This window comes from Pseudodesulfovibrio aespoeensis Aspo-2, from assembly GCF_000176915.2.
GTDB lineage: Bacteria > Desulfobacterota > Desulfovibrionia > Desulfovibrionales > Desulfovibrionaceae > Pseudodesulfovibrio > Pseudodesulfovibrio aespoeensis.
Window position 1 is genome coordinate 1,469,766 of record NC_014844.1, and the last position, 20,835, is coordinate 1,490,600.

Sequence of the window (20,835 nt, forward strand, 5' to 3'; positions counted from 1 at the left end):
GGGATATAATGAGTCATAACGGATTGGGCGAACTCCTCGCCAAATGGAGAGACAACTGGAAGACGTGGAGAATCATCTTCTTCGTCGTGCTGGGCGTGCTGCTGGTGCTCAACGTTCCTTTTGTCACGCACCACCCGCACTTCGGCCTCGACAAGTACCCCGGGTTCTTCGCGGGATTCGGTCTTGTGGTCGGTCTTGGGATGGTCATTGTCATGAAGAAAATCATACAGCCGTTCATCGCCAGAAAGGAGGACTACTATGGAGATTAATTTCTTCCATCCCTCCATGGCGTTCCTGGCCCTGGCGCTGCTGGTGCCGTTCATTCCCAGGAATCTGTGGCTGAACAAGGCCTTTCGCGGCGCGCTGGCCCTGATTCCGCCGTTCATCGCCCTGGCGAGCATCATGACCGTGGAGCCGGGCATGTACGGCAATCTCGACTACCTGAGCCAGTCGCTGGTGCTGGGCCGGGTGGACAAGCTGTCCATCGTCTTCGGCCAGGTCTTCGCGGTCATCGCGGTGGCGGGTGCCATCTACGGCATGCATGTGGAGGACAGAGGGCACTACGTGTGCGGCTCCCTCTACGTTGCGGGCGGTTTCGGCTGCGTTTTCGCGGGCGATCTGCTGACGGTCTTCCTGTTCTGGGAGCTTATGAGCATCGGCTCCACCTTCCTGATCTGGCAGGCCCGGACCAAGGAGTCGGTCGGCGCGGGCTTCCGCTACTTCATGTACCACACCGTGGGCGGCCTGTTCCTGCTGTGCGGCCTGCTGCTCAAATACAAGGCCACCGGCTCCTTTGCCTTCATCGGCGTCGAGCCCGGCGCGGCCCAGCTCTATGACTGGCTGATCCTCATCGGCTTCTGCGTCAACGCCGCGGTCGTGCCCCTGCACGCGTGGCTGCCCGACGCCTACCCCCGCGCCTCCATCGGCGGTGCGGTGTACATGTGCGCCTTCACCACCAAGACAGCGGTCTATGTGCTCTGCCGGGGCTTCGCGGGCTGGGAGATCCTGGCCGTGGCCGGCACCTGCATGGCGGTCTTCGGCGTGCTGTACGCGTGCATAGAGAACAACGCCAGACGCATCCTCTCCTACCACATCGTCTCCCAGGTGGGATACATGGTGGCGGGCATCGGCATCGGCACGGCCATGACGCTCAACGGCGCCATTGCCCACGCCTACGCCCATATCCTGTACAAGGGCCTCCTGTTCATGGGCACCGGCTGCCTGCTTTACGCCGTGGGCACCGCCAAGCTCGACAAGCTGGGCGGGCTGGCCTACCGGCTGCCGTGGGTCATGGTCTGGTACATGGTGGCGGCCCTGTCCATCTCCGGCATGCCGCTCTTCAACGGCTTCATCTCCAAGACCATGACCATCGCCGGTGCGGCTGAGGCCCACCACACGATCCTGGCTCTTTGTCTGGAGATCGCCGCCGTGGGTACCTTCATCTCTGTGGGCATCAAGCTTCCGTACTTCGCCTTCTGGGGCGGCAAGCGGGAGTATGTGGGCGAGGTCAAGCCGATCCCGTTCAACATGTACGTGGGCATGGGGCTGACCGGCCTGCTGTGCATCGCCCAAGGCGTCTACCCCGACATGCTCTACCGCTACCTGCCTTTTGCGGTCGAGCACGCATACCACCCCTGGACCATCGACAAGGTCATAAACTCCGGCCTGCTGCTCGGCTTCTCCGGTCTGGCCTTCTACCTGACCCGCGAGATCATCACCCCGCACGCCAAGCTGAACCTGGACTTCGACTGGTTCTACCGGCTCATCGGGCGCGTGGTCATGCGGGCCCTGTGCTGGCCGATCTCGAAGGTTGACGACTTCTGGACCGAGGTCTACCGCACGGCTGGTCTGCGCTCGCTGATCGGCATGGGCGACGGGACTTCCTGGTTCGACAAGAAGGGCATCGACACTGTGGTGGACGGAAGCGCCTACACCGTCAGGAACATCGGCAGGGTGGGGGCCAAGGCCCAGACAGCACGCCTGCAGGATTACCTGGCGTTCGCCGCCGTTCTTGGCCTGGGCATTTTTGCCCTCGTTTGGTACTTCGGCTAAGCCGGACAATCTAAGGAGAGCTAGTTTTGGACTTCGGATATCCGGTACTCACACTGTTGATCCTATTCCCGCTCGTCGCGGCCTGCGGACTTTTCTTCCTGCGGGCTCCGCAGGTCGTGCGGATGTACACCTTCGTGGTGTCCGTCATCGAGCTGTTGCTGGCCGTGCCATTGCTCGGCTATAAACCCAACGCGGATTTCCAATTCGTCGAGCGTCTCGACTGGGTCCATCAATGGAACCTCGAATACTTCCTCGGCGTCGATGGAATCAGCATACTCATGGTCTGGCTGACGCTGGCGGTGCTGCCGCTGTGCGTCATGTGCTCGTGGACCTACATCGGCAAGCGCGTCAAGGAGTTCCACTTCTGCCTGCTGTTCATGACATCGGCGGTGCTGGGCGTCTTCTGTGCGCTTGATCTGGTCCTGTTCTACGTGTTCTGGGAGGCCATGCTCATCCCCATGTACCTGCTCATCGCGGTCTGGGGCGGAGACGACAGGAAGTACGCCTCGCTCAAGTTCTTCCTGTACACCCTGACCGGTTCGACCCTGCTCCTGGCGGCCATCGTGGCCTTCAGGATCACGGGCGGCACCTTTGCCATTCCCGAACTGATGGAGCAGACCTTCACCTTCCGCTTCCAGTTCTGGGCATTCCTGGCCATGGCCCTGGCCTTTGCCATCAAGGTGCCCATGTTCCCGTTCCACACATGGCTTCCGGCGGCGCACGTGCAGGCGCCTTCAGCCGGTTCCGTCATCCTGGCGGCAGTGCTGCTGAAGATGGGCACCTACGGGTTCCTGCGCTTCTGCCTCCCCCTGACTCCGGCGGCCAGCGAATACTTCGCCCCGATGATGATCGCGATTTCCATCGTCTCCATCATTTACGGCGGAGCCATCGCCCTGGGCCAGACGGATATCAAGAAGCTGGTCGCCTACTCCTCGGTGGGCCACATGGGCTTTGTCACCCTGGGCATCTTCCTGTTCAACCAGCGCGGCGTCGAAGGCGCGCTCTTCCAGATGCTCAACCACGGCATCGTCACCGGCGCGCTCTTCATGATGATCGGCGCGGTCTACGAGCGCAGCCACAGCCGCGACATCGAGAAGAACATGGGCCTTGGCAAGCACATGCCCGCCTTCATGTTCTTCTGGGGTCTCATGGCGTTGGCCTCGTTCGGCTTCCCCGGCACCAACGGATTCGTGGGCGAGATCCTGGTCTTTGTGGGCGCGTTCCAGGAATCCATCTGGCTTGGCATGCTCTGCGTGCCCGGCGCGCTGCTGGCCGCGGCCTACATGTTCCGCGTGTCCCTCAAGATGGCCTGGGGCCAGCCCTCCTCCGCCAAGAAGTGGAAGGACCTGAACGCCCGCGAGTGGGTCTATCTGACCATTCCGGCGGTGTTCGTGTTTTGGATCGGGCTCAACCCGGCCCTGTTCTTCAAGGTCATAGACCCGTCCGTCAACAAGCTGCTTGAAAACTTTGACAAGCGCAAGGTCGCCCATCTTGAGACCGAGCAGCCCATGCAAACCGCCGCAAACGACATCCTCGGTGTCCTTGCGGGCAAGAAATAGGGAGTTGCAGACGTGAATTTCAACATCACTCTGGTTGTCCCGGAACTGTACTTCCTGTGTCTGGTCCTGGTTTTGATGATTCAAAGCCTGGGCGACCGGGAATGGAAACCCGTGGTGGAGAAGTGGCTGCCCTTTGGCGCAGGCCTCGGCCTCTTCGTCACTGTCACGGGGTACGGCCTGCATGGCACCATGTTCTGGGATGTCTACAAGATCGACATGATGTCCCAGTTCTTCAAGATCGCCATAGCGTTTGGCTTCTTTGTCACCGTCATCAACGCCTCGCGCCAGCCCACGCTGGCCGAGGGCAAGCGGGCAGACTACTACATGCTGCTCGGCTTCTCGACCCTGGGCCTGATGATGCTCGCCTCGTCCGTCGAGCTGATCACCATCTATCTGGCCCTGGAGCTTGCCTCCTACAGCCTCTACGCGGTCATTCCGCTGCGCGCCAAGAGCAAGGGCGCGGCAGAGGCGGGTATCAAGTACATCCTGTTCGGCGCAGTGGCCACGGCCCTGGCCTTGTACGGCCTGTCCTACATCATGGCCAGCCAGCACACCACCTACATCGCCGAGCTGATGAACAAGTCGTGGACCTTTGCCGACCAGCCCATGGCGGTGGTCGGCCTGTCCCTGTTCCTGGGCGGCATGTTCTTCAAGCTGGCCCTGTTCCCGTTCCACTTCTGGTGCCCGGATGTCTATCAGGGAGCCAGCAACGAGACCGCTGCGTTCGTGGCCACGCTGCCCAAGATGGGTGCCATCATCGTGCTGGCGCGCATGGCCGTGTTCCTGAAGCCCGGTCTTGAGATCACCACGCTGCTCGCGGTGCTCGGTGCGCTCTCCATGACCTACGGCAACCTCGCGGCCCTGGCCCAGACCGACATCAAGCGTCTGCTTGGATTCTCGTCCGTGGCCCACGCCGGATACATCATGCTCGGTCTGGTCAGCGGCACCGCCGAAGGCTTGGCTGCCGCCGCCTTCTACGCCCTGGCCTATCTGGTCATGAATCTGCTGGTGTTCTGGGTCGTCAGTCGCGTGGCCGTGGATGGCCGCAATCTCAAGCTGAACGATCTCAACGGCTTGTACAAGAAAGCCCCGGTGCTGGCCTTTTCCCTGGCCGCCGGGGCCTTTGCCCTGGTCGGCCTGCCGCCCACCATGGGCTTCATGGGCAAGTTCTTCCTGATCACGTCGGCCTGGGACCACGGCTACAACTGGTTGGTCATCACCCTGGTGCTCAACTCGGCCATAGCCATCTACTACTACCTGAGCCTGTTCCGGCACGCCTTCACCGAAGACACGGCCCCGGAGCTGACTCCTGCCCCGGACAACAGCTGGTTTGCATCTGCGGGTGCCGGCCTGCTGGCCGCCGCCGTGCTGCTGATCGGCATGATTCCGGCTCCGCTGTTCAACTACGCGATGGCAGCGGGCAAGAGTCTGATGCAATAGAGCAGGGTTACCCCATTGATATGACAGGGAGCCTCCGCTTGGGGGCTCCTTTGTTTTGGATATGTGTCAGGGCGATCCGGCAGGGGGGTGGACGCGGTCTGCCCAGTGCCGTAGACTGGGTCAAACGGAGGACGGGCCATGCACGAGACCAGCCTGGGGGGCACGTTGCGCGACTATCTGAGCGGCGAGGAGATCGATGAGACCACCTTCGAGGAGTTTCGTCAGGCCCTGGCCCGACTGCTTGTGGAGGAGCAAGGCTACCCCCGCGAACGGATCAGGGCCAAGGTCAAACTGACCTACTGCATCGACGGTGAGGAATACGAGCGGCCACTCGATTTCGTGGTCTACGATGAAAAGGACAGGCCGATTTTTGTTGTTCTCTTCTGTGCCGGGAATGTGGGGAGCTTCGAGCGGGAGACCGTGTGCGCGGCCCGGCTGGTGGAGGGTGGCCCAGTGCCATACGCGCTGGTCACGGACACCATGAACGCCTCACTCATGGATGTGCGCACCGGGGAGGTGGCTGCCACGGGCATGCACGCGGTCCCAAACTGGGACGCGCTGCTGGAAATGGTACGCAAGGCCGATGTCAAGCCGCTCACAGAGGAGCAGCGGGAGCGGCAGACACGAGTTTTTCATACCTATTGCGGATTTCTTTTCGGCACCTGTTGCAGCGAAACCTGCTCCCTGCCCCCCAAGGACAAAGGCAAGGCGTGATCCACCCCGATGCCATGACCAGGGTGATCCGGGCCGCGCATGTGTCGAGACTGGCCGGTGTTCCGGGCTACTCGTCCACGAAGACGATGCATCCTTCGGGGCAGCAGTTCATGATGTCCTGGACCTCTTCCTCGGTCACCTCGGGCCGGCTCACAAAGGGCATGTCCAGCACCTCGTCCCAGGCGAACACATCAGGATTGAGTTCTATGCAGCCCTGGCAGGAGCAGCAGTCTCCCAACTCGATGGCTACCTCTCGCAACTGTGTGGTGGTGTCTTGTGTGTCCATGAGTCAATAATAGTTCCTGTTGTTAAAAAAGGCAAGCCCGTCAATACCAAAAAGTTCCGGTGGGTCAATGCCGTCACAAAAGGGTGCCATGAAATCATTGGAGGCGGTTGCCGAATTTCTCACGACCAGGGGGTGGGTGCTGGTCGACGATCCCGAAGAGCAGATCGTCTCCCTTGGTTCGCGCTGGAATAATGACAACTATGTGATCACAGCACACGAGCTCTATGGCGAAACCCGGTATTTCCTGCGCCTGGGCCGCTGCGGCGGGCTGGGACGCATGGCGCGTTTTGACTATGAGTTCGGTGTGTTGCAGTCTGTTGGCCGGTCCGGAGTGACACCCAGGCCGTTTTATTGCGACGCAGCCGCCGTGGTGGGTGGTGAGCCTGTGGGGGCCTTGCTCATGGAGTATCTGCCCGGTCGTGATTTCGAGGGCGCCGGGGATTGGGAGCTTGTCGCACAGGCCTTGGCCGTGGTCCATGCCCAGCCGCTGGATTCGCGTCTCCTCGTCAGGAATGATCCTGTCATGGACACATACCGGCTCTGTGCCGGTCCCGATGCGCAGGATACGACCTGCGGCGCAACCGGGGCGGGAAGGGCAGGCATGGACCGGCACGGGGAGGAATGGCGCGCCGAGTTGCGCTCCCTTGTCCATGAAGCCGGAGCGCTGCTTCGCGACGAGGCGCGGGTTGTGGTCCATGGCTCGGTGCAACTCACGGATTTCGTGGTGGACGAGGATTGGGGCAGGGCGTGGCTCGTGGATTGGGAAAGCGGAGGAGTGTCCAGCAGATATGCCGATCTTGGCCTGTTCATCGCCAGAGCTGCCGCAGTCGGTGAGGCGGGCTTTTGCCGGACGGAAGGCGAGCAGCAGGCATTTCTCGCCGCCTATGCGCAGGCGGCGGGGCTGACTGTGTCCACGGACGTGATGCTGGCCCGGGCCTCGCTGTTTGCGCGCGTGTGCCGGTTGCAGGGCCTGGTGGCGGGTCGCACTGAGCACGTTGCGGGCAAGGGGGCGGCTTCAGATTGAGCCGGGTGTTCGGGCCGGATCAGACGTTGAAGCGGAATTCGATGATGTCACCGTCCCGAACTATATACTCCTTGCCCTCCAGGCGGGCCAGTCCCAGTTCCTTGGCCTTCTTGAAAGTGCCTGCCCGCAGGAAGTCGTCGTAGCCGATGACCTCGGCCCTGATGAATCCCTTTTCGAAATCCGAGTGGATGACCCCGGCGGCCTGGGGTGCGGTGGAGCCCCGGCGCAGGGGCCATGTCCGGCATTCGTCCTCGCCCGCGGTCAGGTAGGAGATGAGGCCCAGGAGCTGATAGGTCTTGGCGATGACGGTCTCCAGAGCGGACTGAATGATGCCGAGATCATCAAGAAACATGCGCTTTTCCTCGGGATCTTCCACCTCGGCCAGTTCGCGCTCCAGCTTGGCCGAGGCGGCCATGTGGGCCATGCCGGGGGAGTCCTCGGGCAGGGCTCTCTTTGCCTCTTCGCCTTCGGAGCAGTTCCAGACGTAGAGTATGGGGCGGGCCGAGAGAAACTTGTACCCCCTGAGTTCGGGCAGGTCGGCCACGGCAGGGTCGAGGCGCAGCGGGCGTTCCCCTTCGAGCATGGCCATGGCTTTGGTCAGGGCGTCTTCCTCTTTCGGGTCCACCAGGGATTTGTTCTTTCTCTTGTCCGCCGCCAGCTTTTCCAGCCGTTTTTCGATGACGGCCATGTCTGTGACCATCATGTCCGCCTCGATGGCCTGCCACTGGCGGTGCGGGTCGTTCATGCCGGAAAAGGTGTCGAGCACGCCAATGAAGCAGTCGTAGGGGCGCACCTCGTTGAGCACGCGTTCGCCCAGCCCAGTCCCCTTGCCCCCGCCGCCGGGGATGTCGAGGTACTCGATCTCGCTGTAGGTGACCTTTTTGGGGTCAAAGAGTTCAATGAGCGGGTCGAGGCGGCTGTCAGGCACCTTGACCATGGCGCGGTTGCCTGCGGCTGCGGCAGAGGGGCCTGCCAAGGCGGCGAAAAGGTCGGTCTTGCCGGACCCGGAAAATCCGAAAATGGCGGTCTTCATGAGGCAACTCCCGTGGTCGGTGTTCTGGTGGCCGACAGAACCTACCAGCATTCGGCGGGATTGCAAAGACGGGATGGGTGACCGCCATTGAACCGGGCGCGGTTTTGCTCTACTGTCCGGCCATGAACTTGAGCAAGCATGTTTTTCTCATCGGGCCGCGCGCCTGCGGCAAGACGAGTGTGGGGCGCGCCCTGGCCTGCCGCCTGGGCTGCGGGTTCGTGGACACGGACCACGCGGTGGTGGCGGCTGTGGGCATGGAGATCGCGGCCTATGTGGCCCAACACGGCTGGGACGCCTTCCGTGACCGGGAGACCGAGGCCCTGGAGCGGGCGGTAGCGTCCTCGGACGGGGCGGTGGTCGGCTGCGGTGGCGGCATTGTCCTGCGCCAGCGCAACCGCGATATCCTGAAGACCGGGATCACCCTGTATCTTGAGGCGTCGGTCAAGACCCTTGCGGCCCGGCTGGCGCAAAATCCCAACGAGGCCCAGAGGCCATCGCTCACCGGCAGGCCTCTCCTCGACGAGGTGCGCGAAATCCTGGCCGAGCGGGCTCCGCTCTACGAGGCGTGTGCCGACGCCATATTGCCTGAAGCGGAACTGGACCAAATCGTGACCTTGGCCGAGACCGAGGTCCGCCGCCTTGGCGGGCTTTTTGACGGCAGGGGGGATAGGGAGTAACCAATGCGGGTCCGGGAAATCGTGTCGGCCATACTAATGCAATTCACCTCGCACCGCCCAGGTTGAGAACATGCGAATAAAACTTCTGTCGCCATACTGGATGCCCGTCTGGTTTTTTGCCGGAACCATCACCATGGGCGCGCTCCTGCTCCATCTGGATACCGGTCATCCCGGCGGCCCCATCTCCCTGATTGATGCGGTGTTCACGGCCACCTCGGCCATGTGCGTCACCGGTCTGAGCGTGGTGGACACGGGCAGCTTCTTTTCCCTTTCCGGCCAGAACGTCATCCTGGCGCTTTTCCAGCTGGGTGGATTGGGCATCATGACCTTCACCACCCTGATTATCCATCTGATGGGCCAGCAGGTCTCCCTTGGCGACCGCATTGCCGTGGGCCAGAGCCTGCTGCATGATCCATCCTTCAGCCTGCCCCGGTTCCTGACGCGGGTGGTGGTCGGAACCCTGGCCCTGGAGGCTGTCGGCGCGGTCTGCCTGTGGCTGATGGACCCGGTGGGGTTTTCGCCCTATTCAGCCATGTTCCACTCGGTCTCGGCCTTTTGCAACGCCGGGTTCTCGCTGTATCCCGACAGCCTGACCCGCTGGCAGGGCCACGTGGGCATCAATGTCGTCTTCATGGTCCTGATCACGGCGGGCGGGCTCGGATTCTATGTTCTCAACGAGTGTGCCACGCTGGGCAAATCGCTGCTGCTTGGGCGTCGGCCTCAGCGCCGGGGGGCGCATCTTCTGAGCTGGCACTCGACAACGGTGCTCCGCACCTCGCTCTTTCTTGTGGTCGCGGGCACGGTGGTCATATTTTTTGCCGAAGGATTGGCCGATACCGGCCCGGCAGACCCCGGCCAGCGGCTGCTGACCTCGCTCTTCCAGTCCGTGACCTGCCGCACCGCCGGGTTCAACACCGTGGATATCGGGATGATGTCCAATGTCTCCCTGCTTTTCATGATGGCGCTCATGTTCATCGGCGGCTCGCCCGGCTCCTGCGCAGGCGGTATCAAGACCACCTCGTTCCGCGCTTTGTGGGGGTTTGTGGCGGCGCAGTTGCGCGGGCGCGACCAGGTGCGAATAGGACGCTACGCCCTGAGTCAGGGCGCGCTGAACACGGTGTTTTCGCTCTTCATCATCGCCGCCATGCTGGTGGCCGTGGGGACCATGGTCCTGACATCCCTTGAAACCGTTGGCGAATCCTATCTGATCAGTCGGGACAGGTTCATGATCAACATGTTCGAGGTCATCTCGGCCTTTGCCACCGTGGGGCTGTCCACCGGGCTGACGCCGACCCTCAACGGCGCGGAAAAGGGCATGATCGTGGTCTTGATGTTCGTGGGCAGGCTCGGCCCGGTCTGGCTTTTGTCCGCCCTGCACAGCTGGCAGACGGAGTGCCACTACCGCGTGCCCACCGAAACGCTGCCCCTGGGCTAGCGGGGCGGTTCTTCCAGCGATGCAGTTTCAGGCTCGCGGTTCATGTTCTGGCCCGCGATTCAGCGTTTGGCAGCAGGCTTTTCCGACTGTTTGGCGATCTTTGACGCGGCCTTGGCCGTACTCAGATCGATGAAACCCAGGGTCAGGCACACGGCCAGATAGTCCATCTGGAGCGTGCCCATCTTGTCCTGAGCCTTCTGGCTTTGCTCCAGGGACACCTTGCCCTGGGAGAGGAGGTAGCGGCTGACGCGCTCGGTTTCGTCCGAGCCGTCCATGTCGAGATCGTGGGTGCTGATGGCTTTGATGCCCTCGCCATTGTTGCGCAGACTGGCGAGGGCGTGTTCCTTGTCTTCCAGTTCGCGCGTCAGGTCGCGCTTGCGCGCCAGCACGGCTTCATATTTGGCCCGCACAGCCCTGTTGCGGGTTTCCAGCGCGCCCAGTTCCCTATCGCGCCAGCCGGACATGGCGGCCCGGACGGCAAGAAAAATGCCGAGACACAGGCCGGAGAGGATGAGGGGGATGGTCATGGGACGGAGAGTTCCTTCAAGGCAGACAATTGGTCGTCCACCAGCGAAATTTTGTCCGAGAGTTCCCCTATCTGTTGTTCGAGCGCCTGTATCCGGGTGCCGAAGTGGCGCTCGGCAGCCTCTACCTCTCCGCGTTTGCGGCGCACAGCGTCAGCGCAGTGGTGCTGGTGCACCATGCTCAGGGCCACGAGAATGAACCCGGCCATGACCAGGAGGATGGAGGTGGTGCCCGCGTCGATCATGCCCGGACGGTTCCCGGAGGGTGGTTCGATGGCTGGCTGGAGACGATTTGGGGCTGCATGGAGTGGAAGGTAGCGTGGAACGATGAGGCGGGCAAGCCGAACCGGTGGGTCATCCCCATGACTGGAGGAAAGTGATCTTCCGGTCCTTGGGCTGTTTTTTCACGGCGATTTCAAGCCGGAGGGCGTCGCCCTTGCCTGGCGTCTCCACGGCGGCCACCAGGGTGACGGGGGTTCTGGACCGCGTGTATCGGGACGCCGTGCCCGCGTTGTGGCGGGCGAGGCGGCGGGCCATGTCGTTGGTCACCCCGCAGTAGAGGGTGTTGTCGGCGCAGCGCAGGAGGTAGACGAACCAAGCTTCCATGGGCCCAGTGTAGCCGCAAGCGGGCCGCGGGTCAAAAGCCTGCTTGCATAATGGGCGCGCACATTATATTCCCTCATTTCCCATACACGAAGGAACCTGCGCACCATGTCACGAATCACTGTCCAGAGTCTTTGCAAGTCCTACGGGGGCGAGTCTGTCTTCGAGGATGTCGCCTTCGAGGTGTCGCCCGGCATGCGCCTGGCCCTGACCGGTCCCAATGGCTGCGGCAAGAGTACGCTGCTCAAGGTGCTGGCCGGGGAGATAGAGCCCGACCTGGGGCAGGTGACCGTGGCCAGGGGCGCGCGCGTGGGCTATGTGGCCCAGGAGATGGCCGGGGATATCCTGGCGCAGCATCTGCTGCCCTGGGTCCTCTCGGCCCTGCCGTCCTGGAACGAGTTCTGGGAGCAGTGGGAGCAGGCTGTGGCCGATGGCGATTCCCAGCGCATCGAACGGCTGGCCCACCGTCAGGCCGAGTTCGAGGAACTCCATGGCTACAACCCCGACCACAAGGCGCGGGCCATCCTGACCGGCCTGGGTTTTGCCGAGGCCGATCTCGCCAAGGCCCTGGGCGAGCTCTCGGGCGGCTGGCGCGAACGGGCCAAGCTGGCCCGGGTGCTGTTGCAGGGGGCCGATGTGCTGCTCCTTGACGAGCCGACCAACCATCTCGACCTGGAGGCGGTGGAATGGCTTGAAGACTATTTGCTCAATTATCGCGGCGCGCTCGCCTTTGTGGTCCACGACCGGATCTTCCTCAACCGGGTGGGCACCCATGTGCTCTTCCTTGGCGCGGGCAGGCCGGTGCTGCGCAAGGGGTCGTTTGACGATTTCCTGCTCTGGGATGAGGAGAACGCGGAGCAGCGGCGCAAGGAAGCGGCCAAGCTCTCGGCCAAGATCGACAACGAATACAAATATATCAACAAGTTTCGTGTCAAGGCGCGCAAGGCGGCCCAGGCTCAGAGCAAGCTGAAGAAGGTCGGGAAGCTCGAAGAGGAACTGAGCCAGATCAAGCAGGCCCAGGCCGAGTCCCATCGCGGGCGCAGCCTCAATTTCCGCCTGCCCGAGCCAAGGCGCGGCGACAAGGTGCCCGTGGCCGTGGTCGATCTGGAGTTCCACTACGATTCGGGCCGCTCGGTCTGGCCCAAGCTCAATTTCCAGCTCTTCCGGGGCAAGAAGGTGGCGCTGGTGGCCCCCAACGGGGCGGGCAAGTCCACGCTGCTCAAGCTGATCACCGGCGACCTGACGCCGTCGGGCGGCCATGTCAGGATCGGCCCCAACACCCAGGTCGGCTACTTCAGTCAGCATCAGCACGAGATTCTGAACCTCGACAACACGGTCATCGGCGAGATTCGCAGGCTTTCGGACCCCAAGCTGACCGAGGAGCAGGTCATGGGCGTGCTCGGCCTGTTCCTGCTGGGCGAGCCGTTTTTCGACCGCAAGGTCAAGGGGCTCTCCGGCGGCGAAAAGAGCCGGTTGCTGCTGGCCAGCCTGTTTCTGGCCAGGGCTAATTTTCTCATCCTCGACGAGCCTACCAACCACCTGGACATCGAAACCCGCGAAGGACTCATCCGCGCCTTGAAAGACTACGAGGGCACGTTGCTCTTCGTGGCCCACGACCGGCACCTGCTGGGCGAGGTGGCCGAGGAGATCTGGGCGCTCGACGGCAACGGTGGCGTGGTCCAGTACCTCGGCGGCTATGAGGGGTACCTTGCCAAGCGCAAGGAGGAGATGTGTCTTGCCGATCCCCAGGCGTGCGAAACGGATGCCGCCTCGGCCCGGACCCGGATGTCCAAGGACGAGAAGCGGCGCCAGGCCGAGGACCGCAACCGCCTCTACCGCACCCTGAAGCCGCTGAAAAAGGACTATGACAAGCTTGAGGCGGATCTGGAAAAGGTGCTGGACGAGCAGGCCTCCCTGGAGGCGAAGATCAATGATCCTGCTACCTATGCGAAGCCCGAGGAGGCCCTGAAGGTCAACGCGGCCTATAAGGAGGCCACTGAATGGGCCGAGAGCCTGATGGTGCGCATGGCCGGGATCGAGGAGCGCATGGAGGCCCTGGCCGTTGAGGCGGGCCTTGATGTCGATGCCGGAACTGATGCGGCCGATGACATCAAGGTGAGCGTCCGGTGACCCGCTCCATGCTGGAGGTGGTGGCCGGAATCGTCTGGCGCGAAGGGAAATACCTGGCCGTGGAACGTCCCGAAGGGGCCAGGATGGCTGGTTGGTGGGAATTCCCCGGCGGCAAGATCGACCCCGGGGAAACGGGCGGGCAGGCCATTGTCCGCGAGCTTGAGGAGGAGCTGGGCATTACGCCCCTGGTCTTCGAGTTCTGGCGCGATCTCGTCCACCACTACGACGATTTTTCCGTTCATCTGCATTTCTATCACATCCGCGACTACCGGGGCGAGGCGACTCCGCTGGAGAACCAGCGCATGGTCTGGGTCGATCCGGCTCATCCCCCGGTGCTCGATTTTCTGCCCGCCGATATGCCCGTGGTCGAGGCCCTGCACGCCGGGTGCGGGCCGTCCGGGTCGCAGGTGTGATTCCTTATTGATGATTTTTGGAAGAGGGCATATGCTTTTTGCTTACCCGCCGGACAGGGCGGTTGAAAAGACGCACCATGAGCCTGCAAGGAGTTTCAATTGCACGTCTGTGATCTGATCGAGAAAAACACCCCCTTCATCTCCCTTGAGTTTTTTCCGCCCAAGGAGAAGGATGCCTGGCCCGGCTTTTTTGATGTGGTTGAAAAGCTCAAGGATCTCGGTCCGCTGTTCGCCTCTGTCACCTACGGCGCGGGCGGTGGCACCCAGGACAACACCCTGGAGATCGCCACCCGCATGAAGCGCGACCACGGCATCGAGCCCATTGTCCACCTGACCAGCGTGGGCGCGTCGGCGGCAAAGCTCGACACCTTTCTGGCCGGTCTGAGCGCGGCTGGCCTTGAGAATGTCCTGGCCCTGCGAGGCGATCCGCCCAAGGGCCAGGAGGATTTCAGCTTTGATTCCCAGGAATTCAAGCACGCCACGGATGTCATCGAGTTCATCAGCCGTCGCTACCCGAACATCTGCGTGGGCGGGGCGGCCTATCCGGAGTCGCACCCAGAATCGCCGTCCATCCAGTCCGACCTGGACATGGTCAACCTGAAGGTCCGGATGGGCGCAAAATTCCTGGTGACGCAGTTGTTTTTCGACAACAGGCTCTATTTCGACTATGTCGCCCGGCTGCGCGCCATGGGGGCCGACGTGCCCGTGGTGCCGGGAGTGCTGCCCATCATGAACCTGCGCTCGGCCAAGTTCATCCTTGGGCTGTGCGGTGCGGCCATTCCGGGCAAATATCTGAGCGCGCTGGAAAAGGCCAACGAGGAGGGCGGCGACGAGGCTGTCTACGCCCTGGGCATCCGATACGCCATCAGGCAGGCGCAGGAGTTGATCGACGGCGGCGCGCCGGGCGTTCATCTCTACACGCTCAACCGTGCCGAGGCGTGTCTGGAAATCGGCAAGAATTTGAAGATATAACAGGGGAAAGAGAATGAGCAGGAAACCTGTGGTGGCTGTATGCGGCGCAACGGGCGCGGTCGGCCAGGAGATGCTGAGGATTCTGGAACAGCGCGAATTTCCGCACAGCGAGATCATAGCCATGGCCTCGGCCCGCAGCGCGGGCAAGAAAGTGTCTTTCATGGGCCGTGATCTGACCGTGGTCGAGATGACCGAGGATTCCTTCAAGGGCGTGGATCTGGCCCTGTTTTCCGCCGGTGGCTCCACCTCCGAGAAATTCTCTCCCATCGCGGCCAAGGCTGGCTGCGTGGTGGTGGACAACTCCTCGGCGTGGCGCATGGACGACAATTGTCCGCTGGTGGTGCCCGAGGTCAATCCGCACGACCTGGACTGGCACAAGGGGATCATCGCCAACCCCAACTGCTCGACCATCCAGATGATGCTGGTGCTCAAGCCCATCCACGACAAGGCGCGCATCAAGCGGGTGGTGGTCTCCACCTATCAGGCCGTGTCCGGCACCGGCCAGAAGGCCATCGAGGAGCTGGAGAACCAGGTTCGCCGCCTCATGAACGGCCAGCCCGTGGTGGCCGATGTCTACCCGCACCAGATCGCCTTCAACTGCCTGCCGCAGATCGATGTCTTCATGGACAACGGCTACACCAAGGAAGAGATGAAGATGGTCAATGAGACCAGGAAGATCATGGGCGATCCGTCCATCAGGGTCACGGCCACCTGCGTGCGCGTGCCTGTCTTCTACGGCCACAGCGAGTCCGTGAACATCGAGACCGAGCAGAAGCTGACGGCGGACGATGTGCGCGCCCTGCTGGCCAAGGCGCCCGGCGTGACCGTGATCGATTTTCCGGAGAAGCGGGCCTACCCCATGCCCATCGAGGCGGCGGGTGAGGACGATACCTTTGTCGGCCGCATCCGCGAGGACGAGACCATCGAGAACGGCATCAACATGTGGGTGGTTTCCGACAACATCAGAAAGGGCGCTGCCCTGAACACGATCCAGATCGCCGAGACGCTCATGGAGCGCGATCTGCTTCGCGTTCCCAGGGGATAATCCCATGGCGCATGTCGTTGACAGACAGGCCTATCTTGAGGCGATGCTCGCGGCTCCCAGGCCGGGCGTGTCAGAGATTCACGCCTTCTATGAACACAGGATCGGCCACATCTGCACCGACCCCGCGCTGATGCTCATGCCGTGGGACGATCATCTTGTCCATCGCGGCGACGGCATCTTCGAGACCATGAAGTTCGTGGACCGCAAGCTCTACCAGTTGGAGCCGCACATGGAGCGCATGCAGCGCTCCTGCGAGGCCATCTATCTGACCCCGCCCTGTTCCTGGGACGAGATTCGCGGTCTGGTGCTCGACGTGGCCCGGACCGGAGGCAGGGACATGGGCATGGTCCGCGTCCTGATCGGGCGCGGTCCCGGCGGTTTCGGCATCTATCCGTCCGAATGCCCCGAGGCGAGCCTCTACGTGGTCTCCTACGACCTGCACCCCAAGCCGGAGTCGGTCTATGAAAAGGGCGTCACCGCCTTCAAGACCTCCATTCCGGCCAAGCAGTCGTATCTGGCGACCATCAAGTCCATCGACTACCTGCCCAACGTGCTCATGAAGCACGAGGCCGAGGAGAAGGGCTACGACTTCCCGTTCTGCTTCGACGGCAACGGCTTTCTGGCCGAAGGGGCCACGGAGAACGTCTGCATGGTGTCCCAGGACGGCAAGCTGGTCATCCCGGAGTTTGTCAACGCCCTGGCGGGCACGACCATGCTCCGCGCCGTGGACCTGGTCAAGGGTGAAATGTCCATTGTCTTCAGGGGAATAAGCGAGGGCGAGATCCTTGAGGCGCGCGAGGTGATTCTGGTCGGCACCACGGGCGACGCCATCCCCGTGGTCCGGTTCAACGGCAAGCCCATCCACAACGTCAAGCCTGGTCCGGTGGCAAGGCGGCTGCGCGAACTGCTCCGGCGCGATCTCCAGGAGAACGGCATCGTCCTGTGACCGCCGATGTCCCCAGGCATCAATAACAAAGGGCCGCTCCCGGAGCGGCCCTTTGTTATTGTTGTTGTCGGCGCACGGTCACGCCCGGCGGGATGACCTGTCGAATTGGCGGATCGCCTCGCGTACCAGTACGTCGGTGCCCATGCTCTTCATGTTGAATTCGTGCATCATCCTGGTTACTTCGATGGAATCCGGGATGGTCATGAAGTTGAACGCCTGGGCCCAGGGATCGCCCCGGAGGTAGGCGAGCGCCCACCGGACCGTGTGCATGTGGAAATAGGACTGGGTGTTGACCACGAGCATGGCCTTGCGGCGTCCGTCCTCGGCCCGCTCCCGGAAGGGGGTCTTGGCATGCTCGCAGGAGGCCAGCGGATAGTTGACGTGGAAGAACGCGGTGCCCATGGCCGCCGCCTGGACCCACAGGTCCCAGTAGCGGTAGGTGGTGTTGTCCCTGAATCCGTGGATGCGCTCCCACACCTGGCGGCGCATCATCACAGCCGGGCCGAGAAAGTTCATGGTCTGGAGCAGCGAATCGTCGAAATCGGGCAGTTGGACCAGGCCGGAAGTGACGCCTGAATTCTTGTCCGGGGCGAGTCGGATGTAATCGGGATACATGATCTCCGCTTCGGGACAGTCCGTGAAGACCGAGAGGGCCGTGGTCAGATACTTGGGGTCCAGACGGTAGTCGGGCCGCATGAACAGGAGCAGATCGCCTTGCGAACCGGCCACGGTGGAGTTCAGGGTCTCGCCCGGCGCAACGTCCGGGGCGGCTTGCACAAGGCGGATGGCATCGGTGCCCGCGATGGCGGACCATGCGGAGAGATCAAAAGGGGTGTGGGAACCGTTTCCGGTGACAAGGATTTCAACCCTGTCCAGGCCGGTGGACTGACGGGAGACCGATTGCAGCATGCGCGGCAGACAGCGGTGGTTTTCCAAGTCGGAAACGATGATCGAGACATGGCTTGCAGCGCCCATTGTGGCCCCTTCCGTGGGATAGTCTGACTCAGTGCGAGGGGCCCCGGCACGTTCCGTGTGCGCAATTTGGCTTCCTCGTGTCGTTTTTATCGGTTGTTAAACCGATTTCTTTAGAGGACAGGTGCAATTTTTTGATATGACCCGTTCGGCCTGATTTTACTCCATCCCTTGCCTCGACTGCATCCTTCACGTATGTATTGCAAAAGTCACAGGGTATCATGGCCCCTGTTTATCCGGTTGGACTGTTTGCACTCATACTCGATCCTGGTGGTGTTGCGTGGCAATTTTCAGTTGTGGGTTCTGCGATTACAAGCGGGATGTTCCCGACACGCTCCTTGGGAAAAAGGCGAAATGCCCCCAGTGCGGGCGCGGAGGAGCCGTGGTGGACGGCGATGCGCAGTCCCAGGATGTGGACGGGGCTGCCGTACCTGCTGCCGGGCCGCACGGGATGGACCTCGACGCCATCGATGTGACGGATATCGCTGACGAGGTGGCTTCGGACGCCGCCTCTGGCGACTCTCAGGAAGACATCATCTGCACTGGCTGCGGCTACGCGGTGTCAGGAGGTGGCCGGGCGTGTCCCAAGTGCGGTCGTGCCCTGAAGCGTCCCGAAGCGTTGCCCGAAGTGTCCGAGGAGGACATCGATGTCAGCGATCTGGCCGAGGAGGGCGCTCCTCAGGTGTGGGATGCCGATTATCCCGATGCATCCGCCAGTGGGCTGTCCGGGGTGGACGACACGGGAAGATCCGGCGGTTTCCGCCTGCTTGAGGGGAACTTGCCGCTCAACGTCTTTGCCGGACTGGTTTCCGGCATTCTGGCCTTTTTCTTCGCCCTGGCCCTGGCCCTGCTGACGTGTTCGCAGCCGGGCATGCAGCCGTTCCTGCCCCATGTCATCGCGATGTCGCTGGTGGCGACGGCGGTCGGCGGCGTGCTTTTCTCGCTCATGTCGCGGATTCCCTTTGCCCTGGCCGGGCCGGAGACCGTGCTTGCCGCCGCCCTGTTCCTCTTTGTCGGCTCGATCTACCGGAGCATGGCCGGGCTGTATCCGACCGACGCCATGCTGCCGACCATCCTGGCGGCCATCGTCCTGGCCTCCCTGAGCATCGGCGCCCTGCTGTGGCTGCTCGGCAAGCTCGGGGCTGCGGAGTATGTCCGCTTCATCCCCATACAGATCATCGGCGGCGTGGTCGGCGGAGTCGGCGTCTTTGTCCTGCTCGGCACCTTTGACTGGATGGGGCAATTCTCGCTCGACTGGAACAACCTTTTTGCCGCGGTCAGGGATTGCGTTCAGCTTTTCAGGCCCGACCAGTGCCTGTACTCCATGGGGCCGAGCGTGGCCTTTGGTGTGATCCTGCTGATCGGGCTGGCCCGATTCAAGAATTCGCTGTTCATGCTGGCCATGGTTCTGGCGGCCTCGGCGGTGGGATACGCCGCCGGCCTCTGGGGTGGCGACTTGCCCATCAGCACCCTCGCCATCACCATTCCCAATCTCGGCGACAACATTTTCCCCCTTCCGGTCGAGGCCTTGCGTCCAGGGTTTGGCGCCATCGAGTGGGGCGTGATCAAGGATAACGGCCTCTATATCGGGGGGCTGGCCGTCCTCGCGGTGCTCACCTCCATGTATCGGATCACCAACCTCGAACTCATCCATGGCCGCGAATCGGACCTCAACCAGGAGTACCGCTCCCTTGGCCTGACCAACATCGTGGCCGGACTGTGTGGCGGCGTGCCTTCGTCCATTTCCTACGGACGCAGCGCGGGTAACCGGGCTGTCGGGGCGCGCGGGCCCGTGGCCGGCATCGTGGCCGGGCTGCTGTGCGCGGCGGGATTGTACTATGCCGACCGCATCATCCCCATGATCCCCAGGTTCGTGCCCGAGGGCATCCTCATCTATGCCGGGCTCGACCTCATCCGCGACTGGCTCTTCAGGACGCGTACGGCATTCACTCGCCGCGACGACGTGCTCATGCTCTGGGTCACCTTCCTGACCACGCTTCTGCTCGGCCTGCTGGCGGGCATCGGCGTCGGGGTCGGGCTGGCCCTGATGGCCACGGTCAGCCGCTACAGCAAGGGCGGGGCCATCCGCAACGTTCTGTCCGGCGTCAACCATCGCAGCAACGTGGACCGCGCCCCGGCACAGCAGCGCACCCTCAAGGAATACGGCGACCACATCCACATCCTGCGCCTTCAGGGATTTCTTTTTCTTGGCTCCATGGAGCGGTTGCTCAAGGTCATCCGGGACCGGCTCGACACGCGCGACATGTTGCCCGTCGAATATCTGGTCATCGACTTCAAGCTGGTGACCGGGCTGGCCTCGGCTGCGGGCATCGGCTTCAAGAAGCTGCGCAACCTCGTGGAGGAGTATGACCTGGAGATGATCATCACCAGCGCGCCTCTGGAGCTTGAGGAGCATCTGTCCGGCATGGGCTATGTGGGCGAGGACGATTCGCCGTTCAAGGTCTTTTTCAACCTCGATTTCGCCCTGGAATGGTGCGAGAACCGGGTGCTCGACTCCGAGAACATGCTGACCATGAAGCTGTTGACCCTGCCTGAACTGCTGGCACCGGTCTTTCCCGAGCCGAGGTACATCCCGGCCCTGATGAAGGTGCTCAAGCGGGTGGTGGCGGACAAGGGCGAGGCCGTCTTTCGCCAGGGTGACAAATCGGATTCCATGTATTTTGTGGAGTCGGGCAGGCTGGACGTGGAACTGGAACTGGAGGGCGGCAAGCTGCTCAGGCTCAAGAAGGTCGGCCCTGGCGCCGTCTTCGGCGAGATGGGCATCTACACCCTGGCCCCGCGCTCGGCCACTGTCCGGGCGGCGGAGAAGTGCGTGCTCTACATGATGACCATTGACAAGCTCAACGCCGTGGAAAAGCGCGCGCCGGTGCTGGTCACGGCCATCAACCGGTTTCTCATCAACATGCTCTCCGAGCGGCTGGTGGACGCCAACAAGAAGGTGCGCGACCTGATGGTCTAGAACCGCACGGCGGGATGACACAAGGGGCCG

At 62.4% G+C, this 20,835-nt stretch carries 20 protein-coding genes; 14 read left to right on the forward strand and 6 right to left on the reverse strand.

What is annotated here, in order from left to right:
* Positions 1-8: 8 nt before the first annotated feature.
* The 5 genes from DAES_RS06525 to DAES_RS06545 all read left to right on the forward strand — a co-directional run bounded on the left by DAES_RS06525 (position 9) and on the right by DAES_RS06545 (position 5,765).
* Positions 9-269: a hypothetical protein gene (locus DAES_RS06525; protein WP_013514242.1), complete on the forward strand. Its 261-nt coding sequence runs from the start codon at positions 9-11 to the stop codon at positions 267-269.
* Entirely contained in the window at positions 259-2,052 is a 1,794-nt protein-coding gene (locus DAES_RS06530) for a Na(+)/H(+) antiporter subunit D (RefSeq protein ID WP_013514243.1), read from the forward strand. Before DAES_RS06525 ends, DAES_RS06530 begins: the two co-directional genes overlap by 11 nt.
* Positions 2,053-2,078: 26 nt before the next feature.
* Positions 2,079-3,611 (forward strand): complex I subunit 4 family protein, encoded by a 1,533-nt coding sequence (locus tag DAES_RS06535; RefSeq protein WP_013514244.1) that lies wholly within the window; start codon positions 2,079-2,081, stop codon positions 3,609-3,611.
* Between the two features lie 12 nt (positions 3,612-3,623).
* Complete coding sequence (locus DAES_RS06540; RefSeq protein ID WP_013514245.1) at positions 3,624-5,051, forward strand: NADH-quinone oxidoreductase subunit N; 1,428 nt, start codon at positions 3,624-3,626, stop codon at positions 5,049-5,051.
* A 138-nt stretch (positions 5,052-5,189) separates the two neighbouring features.
* Positions 5,190-5,765: a type I restriction enzyme HsdR N-terminal domain-containing protein gene (locus DAES_RS06545; RefSeq protein ID WP_013514246.1), complete on the forward strand. Its 576-nt coding sequence runs from the start codon at positions 5,190-5,192 to the stop codon at positions 5,763-5,765.
* Between the two features lie 67 nt (positions 5,766-5,832).
* On the opposite strand, the gene DAES_RS06550 is transcribed toward DAES_RS06545, so the two are convergent.
* Complete coding sequence (locus DAES_RS06550; RefSeq protein ID WP_013514247.1) at positions 5,833-6,051, reverse strand: 4Fe-4S domain-containing protein; 219 nt, start codon at positions 6,049-6,051, stop codon at positions 5,833-5,835.
* Between the two features lie 88 nt (positions 6,052-6,139).
* Here DAES_RS06550 and DAES_RS06555 point away from each other — a divergent pair, with 88 nt between their 5' ends.
* Complete coding sequence (locus tag DAES_RS06555; protein ID WP_041271371.1) at positions 6,140-7,075, forward strand: phosphotransferase; 936 nt, start codon at positions 6,140-6,142, stop codon at positions 7,073-7,075.
* Between the two features lie 19 nt (positions 7,076-7,094).
* On the opposite strand, the gene DAES_RS06560 is transcribed toward DAES_RS06555, so the two are convergent.
* Positions 7,095-8,108 (reverse strand): DUF933 domain-containing protein, encoded by a 1,014-nt coding sequence (locus DAES_RS06560; protein ID WP_013514249.1) that lies wholly within the window; start codon positions 8,106-8,108, stop codon positions 7,095-7,097.
* A gap of 122 nt (positions 8,109-8,230) precedes the next feature.
* Here DAES_RS06560 and aroL point away from each other — a divergent pair, with 122 nt between their 5' ends.
* Both aroL and DAES_RS06570 read left to right on the forward strand, forming a co-directional pair.
* Positions 8,231-8,785 (forward strand): shikimate kinase AroL, encoded by a 555-nt coding sequence (gene aroL / locus DAES_RS06565; protein WP_013514250.1) that lies wholly within the window; start codon positions 8,231-8,233, stop codon positions 8,783-8,785.
* A 70-nt stretch (positions 8,786-8,855) separates the two neighbouring features.
* The gene (locus DAES_RS06570; RefSeq protein WP_013514251.1) at positions 8,856-10,220 is read left to right on the forward strand and encodes a TrkH family potassium uptake protein; all 1,365 of its coding nucleotides are present in this window, start codon (positions 8,856-8,858) and stop codon (positions 10,218-10,220) included.
* 59 nt (positions 10,221-10,279) lie between these two features.
* Here the strand turns inward: DAES_RS06570 and DAES_RS06575 are convergent, their stop codons facing one another.
* The 3 genes from DAES_RS06575 to DAES_RS06585 form a co-directional block, all read right to left on the reverse strand.
* Positions 10,280-10,747, reverse strand: coding sequence for a hypothetical protein (locus DAES_RS06575; RefSeq protein WP_013514252.1), 468 nt, complete (start codon positions 10,745-10,747; stop codon positions 10,280-10,282).
* Positions 10,744-10,989 (reverse strand): hypothetical protein, encoded by a 246-nt coding sequence (locus DAES_RS16925; RefSeq protein ID WP_013514253.1) that lies wholly within the window; start codon positions 10,987-10,989, stop codon positions 10,744-10,746. Before DAES_RS16925 ends, DAES_RS06575 begins: the two co-directional genes overlap by 4 nt.
* Before the next feature lie 109 nt (positions 10,990-11,098).
* Positions 11,099-11,350, reverse strand: a complete 252-nt coding sequence (locus DAES_RS06585) for a GIY-YIG nuclease family protein (protein ID WP_013514254.1) — start codon at positions 11,348-11,350, stop codon at positions 11,099-11,101.
* Positions 11,351-11,455: 105 nt separating this feature from the next.
* On the opposite strand from DAES_RS06585, the gene abc-f reads away from it, so the two are divergent.
* The 5 genes from abc-f to DAES_RS06610 all read left to right on the forward strand — a co-directional run bounded on the left by abc-f (position 11,456) and on the right by DAES_RS06610 (position 16,853).
* Positions 11,456-13,477 carry a ribosomal protection-like ABC-F family protein gene (gene abc-f, locus DAES_RS06590; RefSeq protein ID WP_013514255.1) on the forward strand — a complete coding sequence of 674 codons (2,022 nt, stop codon included), beginning with the start codon at positions 11,456-11,458 and terminating at the stop codon, positions 13,475-13,477.
* Positions 13,474-13,890, forward strand: coding sequence for a (deoxy)nucleoside triphosphate pyrophosphohydrolase (locus DAES_RS06595; RefSeq protein WP_236608478.1), 417 nt, complete (start codon positions 13,474-13,476; stop codon positions 13,888-13,890). Before abc-f ends, DAES_RS06595 begins: the two co-directional genes overlap by 4 nt.
* A gap of 99 nt (positions 13,891-13,989) precedes the next feature.
* Positions 13,990-14,862: a methylenetetrahydrofolate reductase gene (locus tag DAES_RS06600; protein WP_013514257.1), complete on the forward strand. Its 873-nt coding sequence runs from the start codon at positions 13,990-13,992 to the stop codon at positions 14,860-14,862.
* Between the two features lie 13 nt (positions 14,863-14,875).
* The gene (locus tag DAES_RS06605) at positions 14,876-15,907 is read left to right on the forward strand and encodes an aspartate-semialdehyde dehydrogenase (protein ID WP_013514258.1); all 1,032 of its coding nucleotides are present in this window, start codon (positions 14,876-14,878) and stop codon (positions 15,905-15,907) included.
* 4 nt (positions 15,908-15,911) lie between these two features.
* On the forward strand, positions 15,912-16,853 hold the full coding sequence (locus tag DAES_RS06610) for an aminotransferase class IV (protein WP_013514259.1): 942 nt from the start codon (positions 15,912-15,914) through the stop codon (positions 16,851-16,853).
* A 78-nt stretch (positions 16,854-16,931) separates the two neighbouring features.
* Here DAES_RS06610 and DAES_RS06615 read toward each other — a convergent pair whose 3' ends face one another.
* Positions 16,932-17,828 carry a glycosyltransferase family 2 protein gene (locus DAES_RS06615; protein WP_013514260.1) on the reverse strand — a complete coding sequence of 299 codons (897 nt, stop codon included), beginning with the start codon at positions 17,826-17,828 and terminating at the stop codon, positions 16,932-16,934.
* A 277-nt stretch (positions 17,829-18,105) separates the two neighbouring features.
* On the opposite strand from DAES_RS06615, the gene DAES_RS06620 reads away from it, so the two are divergent.
* Positions 18,106-20,805 (forward strand): SulP family inorganic anion transporter, encoded by a 2,700-nt coding sequence (locus DAES_RS06620; protein ID WP_041271374.1) that lies wholly within the window; start codon positions 18,106-18,108, stop codon positions 20,803-20,805.
* Positions 20,806-20,835: the final 30 nt, after the last annotated feature.

What these genes read in the sequence shown, in the direction of transcription:
- DAES_RS06525 (WP_013514242.1), top strand. Translation starts at nt 9, where the DNA reads ATGAGTCATAACGGATTGGGCGAACTCCTCGCCAAATGGAGAGACAAC.
- DAES_RS06530 (WP_013514243.1), top strand. Translation starts at nt 259, where the DNA reads ATGGAGATTAATTTCTTCCATCCCTCCATGGCGTTCCTGGCCCTGGCG.
- DAES_RS06545 (WP_013514246.1), top strand. Translation starts at nt 5,190, where the DNA reads ATGCACGAGACCAGCCTGGGGGGCACGTTGCGCGACTATCTGAGCGGC.
- DAES_RS06550 (WP_013514247.1), bottom strand. Translation starts at nt 6,051, where the DNA reads ATGGACACACAAGACACCACCACACAGTTGCGAGAGGTAGCCATCGAG.
- DAES_RS06555 (WP_041271371.1), top strand. Translation starts at nt 6,140, where the DNA reads ATGAAATCATTGGAGGCGGTTGCCGAATTTCTCACGACCAGGGGGTGG.
- DAES_RS06560 (WP_013514249.1), bottom strand. Translation starts at nt 8,108, where the DNA reads ATGAAGACCGCCATTTTCGGATTTTCCGGGTCCGGCAAGACCGACCTT.
- aroL (WP_013514250.1), top strand. Translation starts at nt 8,231, where the DNA reads ATGAACTTGAGCAAGCATGTTTTTCTCATCGGGCCGCGCGCCTGCGGC.
- DAES_RS06570 (WP_013514251.1), top strand. Translation starts at nt 8,856, where the DNA reads ATGCGAATAAAACTTCTGTCGCCATACTGGATGCCCGTCTGGTTTTTT.
- DAES_RS06575 (WP_013514252.1), bottom strand. Translation starts at nt 10,747, where the DNA reads ATGACCATCCCCCTCATCCTCTCCGGCCTGTGTCTCGGCATTTTTCTT.
- DAES_RS16925 (WP_013514253.1), bottom strand. Translation starts at nt 10,989, where the DNA reads ATGATCGACGCGGGCACCACCTCCATCCTCCTGGTCATGGCCGGGTTC.
- DAES_RS06585 (WP_013514254.1), bottom strand. Translation starts at nt 11,350, where the DNA reads ATGGAAGCTTGGTTCGTCTACCTCCTGCGCTGCGCCGACAACACCCTC.
- abc-f (WP_013514255.1), top strand. Translation starts at nt 11,456, where the DNA reads ATGTCACGAATCACTGTCCAGAGTCTTTGCAAGTCCTACGGGGGCGAG.
- DAES_RS06605 (WP_013514258.1), top strand. Translation starts at nt 14,876, where the DNA reads ATGAGCAGGAAACCTGTGGTGGCTGTATGCGGCGCAACGGGCGCGGTC.
- DAES_RS06610 (WP_013514259.1), top strand. Translation starts at nt 15,912, where the DNA reads ATGGCGCATGTCGTTGACAGACAGGCCTATCTTGAGGCGATGCTCGCG.
- DAES_RS06615 (WP_013514260.1), bottom strand. Translation starts at nt 17,828, where the DNA reads ATGGGCGCTGCAAGCCATGTCTCGATCATCGTTTCCGACTTGGAAAAC.